We start from the raw sequence: 9,796 nt of genomic DNA on the forward strand, positions 1-9,796 counted from the left end.
ATTTTATATTGTTTAGGCGGCAAATTATAAAAACTCTCTGAAGTGGAGTACCTTTTTTTATTTCTGCATTATGTTGTTATAGGAATATTTTCTAACGGGTCACAAATAGCTTTTTTGAAGTAAAACAGCTCTGAATAAACCACACAGCAGAATGGTAAAATAATATTCTTTTTCATTAATTGAATTTGTTAAAAGACAAATACATACTTGAAATTTAAATATAGATAATGAAAAACCTTCCAGTAAATGAATAGAGGGCTTTTATGGGTATTGGTTTCAAAAATAAGTAACGGCTACTGGTTTTGCAAGTATTGTAAATAAAATATCCCGCTATATCAAATAGCGGGATAATAATATTATTAAAATCAGAATTTAATATCTGTAATATTCTGGTTTGAATGGACCGTCTACAGTTACTCCGATATATTTAGCCTGCTCTTCGGTAAGAGTTTCAAGCTCTACACCTAATTTTTTAAGGTGTAATGCCGCTACTTTTTCATCCAGATGCTTAGGTAAAGTATATACCTTATTTTCATATTTATCTGTATGGTTCCAAAGTTCAATTTGAGCCAGAGTCTGGTTAGAGAAAGAGTTACTCATTACAAAACTCGGATGGCCAGTTGCGCAACCTAAGTTTACTAATCTTCCTTCAGCAAGAATGATGATTTCATTTCCGTCTACATTATAAACATCTACCTGAGGTTTTACTTCGTATTTTGTAGAACCATAGTTTCCGTTTAACCAAGCCATATCAATTTCATTATCGAAATGTCCGATATTACATACAATAGTTTTATCCTTCATTTTTTTGAAGTGAGAACCTTGTACGATATTGAAGTTACCTGTTGTAGTGATAATGATATCAGCAGTTTCAATTACAGAATCCAGTTTTTTTACTTCATAACCTTCCATAGCAGCCTGTAAAGCACAGATCGGATCAATTTCGGTTACCGTAACAATAGATCCTGCTCCTCTGAAAGAAGCGGCAGTTCCTTTTCCTACATCTCCGTATCCGCAAACGATTACTCTTTTTCCTGCCAACATTACATCAGTAGCTCTTCTGATAGCGTCTACCGCAGATTCTCTACAACCGTATTTGTTATCGAATTTAGATTTAGTTACAGAGTCATTAACATTGATGGCAGGCATCACTAATGTTCCGTTTTTCATTCTTTCGTATAATCTGTGTACTCCTGTTGTAGTTTCTTCGGAAAGTCCTCTGATGTCTTTTGTAAATTGAGGATATTTATCAAAAACCATATTTGTTAAATCTCCACCATCATCAAGAATCATATTCAATGGTTTTCTGTCTTCACCAAAGAATAAAGTCTGCTCAATACACCAGTCAAATTCCTCATCACTTAAACCTTTCCATGCATATACAGGAATTCCTGCTGCTGCGATCGCTGCTGCTGCATGATCCTGAGTAGAGAAAATATTACAAGAAGACCAGGTTACTTCAGCACCCAAAGCTACTAATGTTTCAATAAGCACCGCAGTCTGGATGGTCATGTGAAGACATCCTGCGATTCTGGCTCCTTTAAGCGGTTGCTGAGGTCCGTATTCTTCACGGATCGCCATTAAACCAGGCATTTCTGCCTCTGCAAGTTTAATTTCTTTTCTACCCCATTCTGCTAGGGAAATATCCTTAACCTTATAAGGAATATATTGTGTTGTAGTATCCATCTATCTGAAAAATTTTTCGCAAATTTACAAACTAAAATTTTGCTGACCAAATATGCCTCTTTATCGAGATTTTTCAGATGACAATGCTATAATTCTTGTATGGAAGTACGATGAGAGTGAAGAATTGAATGTTGATGAGCTTTTAGAACCGGAGAATGCTGAAAAAGTAAAAGATTATCATCCGAAAAAACTGTTGGAAGTTTTGATGGTGAGAAAGCTGCTGAAAAATCTGAAACCGGATTCCAAAATTTTATATAAAGAAAGGGAACCTTATCTCTCTCCTAAAGATGCCGAAATATCCATTACGCACTCATTTCCTTTTGCAGCAATTGCAGTTTCCGAAAATAAAATAGGGATTGATCTCGAAAAATTTAATCCTAAGATTTTAAGGGTAATTGATAAGTTTATTTATGAAAAGGAACGTCACTTTATTCCATTTGACAGGGAAGTAGCTTTTTATACAATTATATGGAGTGTGAAAGAAAGTATGTATAAGATTCATCACTCCAAATACTGGTCTTTAAAAAAGAACTACGAAGTAAAACCTTTTGAGCTGAAACATCTACAGAAGATAAAATGCAGGGTTTATGACCATCAGTTTTCTGATGAATTTAAAGCCAGAGTAGAGTTTTTTGACGATTACTGTTTTACGATTGTGGAGGAGTAGTTTCTGCTTTGTATTTTTCAATGACTTTCCTTTGTTCCTTGGCGACATCGTAAATAAGCTCAAGAACATCATGTATATTTTTCAATTCAGCCAAATGGGACATTTTGTTAGGGTTGATTTTATCGGAAAACTCATCATTTTCCTCAATTTCTGTTTTTCTTTTAAGTAAGAGATTTTCAATAAAAGAATCTTCCGGTTCAAGACGGCTTTCCATTTTTAATGTTTCATCAATTTGATCTCCACTTAATAGCAGGGAGGTCTGATTCATTTCTGCTTCTATTTTCCGGCTCCAGCTTTGCGCATCTATTTCAGGATATTGCTCTTTATTTTTAGAGTATTGGGAAAGAGAAGCGGTATAGGCGGTAATAAGATGAGAAGTAGCTACAAATTGATGAACAACTTCCAGTTTTTTCTGTTGGTTTTTAGGATCAGAGATCATTCTCTGGAAGTTATCTGAAAGATTGGCCAGGGAAATAATGGCATTTTTTCTTTTTACTTTATAATCTTCAATATCGAAATCTCCCTTAAGGAATTTAGAAATAACACTCTCAAAATAAATAAGATTGTCGGCTGCCGATTGTTTCATCAGATCCAGATTCTGTGTATGTTCCCAAACAGGAAGTACAATATAAGAAACTAAAAAAGCAATAATTCCGGCAATGAGTGTATCCAGTATCCTGTCTTTGAATATGATATCAATATTCCCCGGGCTCAGGAAGTTGAAAGCCATGAAAACATATATGGTCATAAACAGAACAGCCCAGAAGTATTTACCTTTAAGTAAGCTGAAACAAAGGATCATACTTAAAAGTAATATCGCAAAGAGTATAGGATTGGAATCTACGAAATGTAAAATAATATAGGCGATGATAGCTCCTACTACTGTCCCATAGAAACGTAATAAATTACGTTGTTTAGTAATAGAGTAGGCTGGTTTTAATATCGCGGTGATGGTAATCAAGATCCAATAAGTATGTCCGATTCCTAGAAACTGAAACAGTGAAAAAAGATATCCTAATAACAATGCTATTGTAATCCTTATGGCATGCCGGAAATGAGAAGAAGAAAGGGAAATATTATTTTTTAATACCCTGAAGTTGATCTTTTCCTGATTCGGTAGGAATTTTCTAAGGTCTAATCCTGTAGAAAGACTTTTTGCCAGTTTGATATTCTGAGAGAAGACTTTGTATATTTCATTAATCTCTTTGGTAATTTCATTAATACGCAATAAGATCTGTCTGAGGATCATGTAGTTTTCCAGATTTTGGGAAGACATATGTTTATTTCTCAGTTTCAGATAACGGGTATTCAGTTTATTAACTTCTTCATCCAAATTAAAGACAGGTTTGGCACGGGTACCGCTTTGAAGAGCGATTCCTATATTGGTGATTTCTTCAGAAAGAAGGTTGAGGTAATCATGAATATTGACTAATATCCTGCTTTTTTCAAAACTCTTCTGAAGTTTTTGATAATCACTTTCAGAGGTCATCAGTTTTTCATGAAGGTCCATGGAGTTCAGGAACATCAGCATTAATAATCTGCTGGTAGTCGTAGATTCATTAACGATTGTTCTGGTTTTAAATACAGTTTCCCTTGTATCTTCCTGAAGGTTTTTAATTTCAATCTGTTTGGCAATAATCTGAGAGGTAAGCTTATTGAAATCAGGATTTTTTTGATAAAAATTAGCTTTGATCCTTAAAAATTCCCCAAGCTGTAAATAGTTTTCCCCAATCATCTGGCTGGCGAGCTTATAGGGTTGGATGGTGCTGACAACAAGGAATATAAACAGGAACCAAAAACATCCGGAGGCGAATATGAGCAAGCTTTTGAGAATATTACTTCCTGTAAGGTGTCCGTCAATAAAGATGGCCATTACAACTAAAGAAAGGGAACCGACAGCAGCAAGCCTTTGTCCATACACACCGATGAGTGAAAAGAACATTCCGAATACAATAATTTCCAGAAGAACCAATGCCTTGAAATCCATCACGAGACTGGCAATGAGAGCTACAAGGTTAAAGCACACAATAGCAAAGGCTAAGGAGTTTCTTCTTCGAATGAAAGGCCCCGGTTGGTCTGTTAAAGCAACGAAGCTGGTTCCTAATGGAAAGAGAAAATAATCTTTTAATATTCCGAAATGGGCGAGAACTACACAAGGAAGGACGGTAGCCAGCGTAATCCTGATTGCAGAATACACGTATTGACTGGTTACAAATTTTTTGAGCTCCGCCGAATAGTTCATGAATACAAAATTACCTATACCAAATAGAAAAAGCCTCATAAAAATGAGACTTTATCTAAACTTTATATATTATGTTTATTTAATAGCCTACATTGGATGTTTCTTCTCCAATGTTCCAGGTTAGTCCGAAACGCAGAGTATTATCCAAAGCGGTATTAATTTTAGACATATTAATCAGGTAAGAAACGTCAAGACCAAAAGAACGGTATTTTAAACCGATCCCTGCTGTAGCATATTGTCTTGCTCCCTGTTCTTCACTTTCGTGGAAGTAACCGGTTCTTACAGAAAAGGCATTATCATATGAATATTCTAAAGCACCACTATACATGATACTGTTTTTGTTTTTGAAAGACTTTCCGATTCCGGCCATTACCCCTACATTAGGAACGGCATATACGGGATTTCTGTTAGAATCATATTCACCGGTAAATTCCGATCCAGGAACTAATAGTTTTGATCCTTCCACACTGATCCCAATTCTGTTCATATCATCCAGATACATATCATAACCTATACCTAATCTTGCCATAGTCGGGAGATAAGATCTTGATTCTTCATTACCTGTATAATCCAGTTTCGGACCCAGGTTCTGAATAGCAAAACCTGCATTAACTTTACCATCATACCCTCCGATACTTGAAAATCGTGGAGAAGTATAGTATCCTGAAACGTCTACAGCAAAAGAATTAGCTGCTTTAAGCGTGGTATCTGTGTTGAACCCTCCGGCTAAGTCGGAACGGATGAATCTACCAGTTACTGCCATGGAGTAGGAATCTGAAAGTTTCAGCCCGTATGCAACATCTATGGAGAATTCGTTAGGCTTGGAAGTTCCCATTGAAGCCACCTCACTTCCCACAAGCTGAGTTAGATCTACTTCACCCATATTGAAATAGTAGATACTCGCAGAGATTGTGGATCTTTCTTCCTGCCCTAAAAACTTGTGGAATGATCCGTATAGTAAGAACACATCATTTGTAAGCTTACTCATATAGGGCGTATAGCTGATTCCTACAGAAGAAGTTGTGCTGCTAAAAGGATATTTCGCCGCATTCCAGAACTGTGAGAATGCATCCGGTGAGGTAACTACTCCTTGGTCACCCATACCTCCGGCTCTTGCATCAGGCGAGATTCTTAAAAAAGGTGCTCCGGTTAACACGGGCCTCACCTGACTCAAGTCTTGGGAATAACCTAGAAAACCAGCACTTAAACCAATACCTAAAAGCAGTTTAGTAGTTAAATTCATATGTTGTCTTTTATATATTATCAGTTTTTTGTTGATATTGTTGTTATGTATTGTTGTTTTTATTTCAAAAGTACCATTTTTTCTACAGCTGTGGCACTTCCCTTGCATTTTTCTTGATTCTGGCTTTTTGCAAATATCTTAAAAATATACGTACCTTTTGCTACCGTATCACCAAAATCATCTTTTCCATCCCATTCAATTGCCTGTCGGGGAGTTCTGAAGCCCTGTAAGAAAGGTTCTGCAACTACCGTCTGAGTCAATGTTTTTACTAGTTTTCCTGTTATGGTATAAATTTGAACATGTACATCTAAAATATCATCACAATTATGTTCAAAATGGATATAAGTTTTATTGGTAAAAGGATTTGGCCAGTTTAATGGTCTGTTGATTATTAAATGCTGGTCAGATTCATCTTTAACTTCAAAGTTTAACGTAGCAGTTGTTGAATTATTGTTTATGTCCCAAACTTTAAATGTTAATTGATGTTGCCCGACTGCTAAATTACGGAAAGGATATGTTACATTTCCCTTCTGATAATCAGCTAAACTGGGATTTAAACATCCGTTTCCTTCTCCTGATGAATAAAAATCATTAAGAACAACCGTATTGATAATTTCTCCATCAAGATACACTGTGATGTCATGTCCTACGCCTGAACCTGTTGAATTGATTCCTGTATCATCTGTAATACAAGCAAGAAGCATGGGGTTTTGGTTGGTAATTCCTCCATCTGCAAAATTGGTATTATTCATGTATAATTTTACTTTTGGGGGTTCACTGTCATTGATACCATTTGGATTGATATCTCCGACCTGTACAGCTTGATTGTTAAATACATCTATGGATTTGTTGTCTGCATATCCGAGGATTCTGCCTTCACCCACAGCATAGTTAATATCTTTAGGAACATAGAACTCTACCGTAAATACTCCGTTTACAGCAGTTCCGGAAGCTTTGACAATAGCACTTCCTTCTTCTGTATAATTTAGGACAGGTGTTAAAACTCCATCATTGTTTAAAGTTGTTTTATTTAATCTTTTATCAAAAATATTAATGACAACTCTTCCGTTAAAATTGGTGTTAACTGCTCCGTTCGCATTATTAATATGCCCGGTTACCTTTACGAAGTCCAGTCCTCTGATTAATCCGGGAACGGGAGTTTCTATATTATCAATAACTAATAATCTTTGGGGTCTGCTTAATTTCATGGCAGGATCTCCAAGGAAATTTACTTTTAAATGATTGGGATCGCTTCCTCTTTGTTGCTTGGCATATAAGTGGGCATATCCTAATGTTTCGAAATCATCATTAACCAATTTAAAAATATTCTGGGTAAATAAATTCGTAAAATCTATTCCATATCCTACACCGATTGCCCTGCTGGAAGTAATCATAGCAGAAGTTCCTCCTTGCTTCAATTTAATAAACTGTTCTCCTGCAGAGAAAGTAGCTGGCTCATCCCATAGTGTGAACTCACACGTAATTGTGGATACAAATGGAAATCTGCTGTATACATTGGAAAAATTATTGGCATTCTGAATTTCATCCACTGTTAATACCCTTTCCTGCGCCCAGCCGTTGATTCCTCCGTGTCCGAAATAGAAAAGATATAAACTGTTTCCTATATCATTGGAAATAGCCTGATTCACCTGAGGGTATCTTTGTCCTCCTGCTGTACTTTGAGCCTGAAAGGCATCTAAGTATAATTTCTTTACATTATATTCTTTTAAATTAGTATTTCCCGGCTGTTCAAATACGCTTACCAAAGAGTTGTTCATGACATCGTGAAAAGGAGTTCCTCCATCATTATCATCATCTACTACAAAATCAAGTTTCATTCTCCACTCTCCAAATGGAGTGGACTGTCCGGACAATGCATTATAATAGGCTAGTACTTTATCCATCATATTTCCTGCTTCTGTAACATTAGCGGCAGGAATCCTTCCTATGGGCAGATCCGGAAGATTACTGGTAATAGAAGTTACAGTCTGAGGTTTTGTCATCACGATATAATCATCCGTAACATAAGATTCCACATAATCCCCGGATTCTTCACTCTGGTAGCTGGAAACTACATTCGAATTATTGGAAATCCTGTTTTTATAATCATATGAAGCATCACCTAATATAAATACATACTTAAGACTTCCCATTGGGGTATTCAGTTTAGTAACAAAATCCCTGATGGCTGTAAGGTCTTTACTTCCGCTTCCATATTCATTATAGATTTTATTGGCATCTATAATTTGTACATTATAATTGTTCTTGTTCTGATGGTAAGTGGCTAATCTTTGAGCCTGTATCATCATTTCAGGAACTGTAATAATAAGGTAATCTACATTCTGTAATCCTGCAAGGTTCTGATTGGCTATTCTTTCTACAAACTGAGGCAGATAAGCCGCATCAGCCCTGAAGGCAACAAATTCATTATTGAAGTTCTGGTCCGAAGTAAGATATCCGAAATTGAATGTAGTACTTCCCGTAGCCTTATTTACCCTTCTGTTAGCATTAGTAATATCCGTAACATCCCAAACCTGCTCCATAGCAGAAGTGTTGGTGATGCTAAAACCGTAATTGGTATTTGTACCACTCTGAAGAGAGAAATCCCGGAAATTCATCTGGGTTCCGTTGAATCTGAGATCTTCTTTATATTGTACTTCTACATAATCCATATAGAAGTTTCCGTTAGGATTAGTGGCAATATTGGGACTGTAATTAATGGTAATCTGGTTTCCGCTTAAGCCGGTTACAATTCCTGAATATCTGAAAATCCTAAAATCCTGATCTGTGGAAGAAGAAACCTGAGTTACAGGATTCTGATTATTAATATTGAATGAAAGACTGTTTCCTTGAGCTTGATATCCGATTACCTGAGTTCTGAAACGTATAGGATCTCCTCCCTGAATGGCAGAGCTTGTAGTGAAACTGATATTTTTGTCCGTTGTGAAAGGAGTATCTTCCACCCAGATCCGTCCCACTCTTACCAGGTTTTTCTGATCATTATTAATCACCTGATAATTATCGTAACGGGTAATTAGATTTGCGGGAAGATTAACATCCACACTTTGTACCCTTTTTCCGGCACCTTTGTCTACATTAATATAATAGTAGGAATAATCTTCATAGATATTTTTCAGATTATTAGCTCTGTCACTTCTGGTGTCCACTCTTTTAAACCCATTTCCATTAGTAGTATCATATAGATTGTAACCATTGGGCCCCTGAGCGTAAAATAAGGCATAGTCTTCTTCATTCCATACACCGTCATCTTCACCGACTACCTGTATAGAGTTTTCCTGTAAAGCGCTGTATCTGGAATCCTGATTAGATTCAGGAAGCATGATGCCGCCATTTCCATAAATCCTGAAGTTTTTTGGATTAACGGAACCAGGGTTAATTCCAATATCGCGTAAAAATTGTGTTGTTATTTTAAAGATTCCTGATTTGTCTACTTTAATTTTATAAAAAGTTCCGCTTGAAAGTGGGTTGATTGTTGTTCCTATTTTATATCCGGTTCCTGCTGTTGCAGAACCTGCACTTTGAGAAATTTCGTAAGAAACAAGTCTTTGTACCCTTCCTTTTATGTTTTTAAATAACCCGATATTGGTGCTGGCATATCTTTCACCGTTTAAGTAATAATAAGAAACATCAGCAATATCATAATCGGGTAGGGCATCTTTATTAATTTCAAACAAGTCTTTATTGGAAACATTTTCCCAGACAAGATTTATAATTTTTAACTGACCTTCTCCAGTTTTTTGTTTAGTTGAAATAAAAATATTATTTTGGCTATATGAAAAACCTTCATTTCTAAAGCTGGGAAGATTTATTTTTTTGATACCAAAATCTTGAATCTTGGATCCATCCCATTCGATGTTGGTTTTTTGGGCGCAGAGTATTGATACAGAGAATATTAAGAGTAAAAGTATAATTTTTTGTCTCATTATTGATTGTTGAA

Annotated in this window: 5 protein-coding genes; 1 reads left to right on the forward strand and 4 read right to left on the reverse strand. The window is 36.0% G+C overall.

All coding sequences use genetic code 11. The annotated features are described in order from the left end of the window. Positions 1-372: 372 nt before the first annotated feature. Entirely contained in the window at positions 373-1,686 is a 1,314-nt protein-coding gene (gene ahcY, locus Q0A18_RS01385; RefSeq protein ID WP_292008376.1) for an adenosylhomocysteinase, read from the reverse strand. A gap of 52 nt (positions 1,687-1,738) precedes the next feature. Here ahcY and Q0A18_RS01390 point away from each other — a divergent pair, with 52 nt between their 5' ends. Further along, positions 1,739-2,353 (forward strand): 4'-phosphopantetheinyl transferase superfamily protein, encoded by a 615-nt coding sequence (locus Q0A18_RS01390; RefSeq protein ID WP_292008377.1) that lies wholly within the window; start codon positions 1,739-1,741, stop codon positions 2,351-2,353. On the opposite strand, the gene Q0A18_RS01395 is transcribed toward Q0A18_RS01390, so the two are convergent. The 3 genes from Q0A18_RS01395 to porU form a co-directional block, all read right to left on the reverse strand. Next, positions 2,334-4,595 (reverse strand): FUSC family membrane protein, encoded by a 2,262-nt coding sequence (locus Q0A18_RS01395; RefSeq protein WP_292008378.1) that lies wholly within the window; start codon positions 4,593-4,595, stop codon positions 2,334-2,336. The two genes, Q0A18_RS01390 and Q0A18_RS01395, sit on opposite strands and share 20 nt — an antisense overlap. Positions 4,596-4,674: 79 nt before the next feature. Next, complete coding sequence (gene porV, locus Q0A18_RS01400; protein ID WP_292008379.1) at positions 4,675-5,838, reverse strand: type IX secretion system outer membrane channel protein PorV; 1,164 nt, start codon at positions 5,836-5,838, stop codon at positions 4,675-4,677. Between the two features lie 59 nt (positions 5,839-5,897). After that, positions 5,898-9,782: a type IX secretion system sortase PorU gene (porU, locus tag Q0A18_RS01405; protein ID WP_292008380.1), complete on the reverse strand. Its 3,885-nt coding sequence runs from the start codon at positions 9,780-9,782 to the stop codon at positions 5,898-5,900. Positions 9,783-9,796: the final 14 nt, after the last annotated feature.

The sequence above is a fragment of the Chryseobacterium sp. genome (assembly GCF_022712095.1).
Taxonomy (GTDB): domain Bacteria; phylum Bacteroidota; class Bacteroidia; order Flavobacteriales; family Weeksellaceae; genus Chryseobacterium.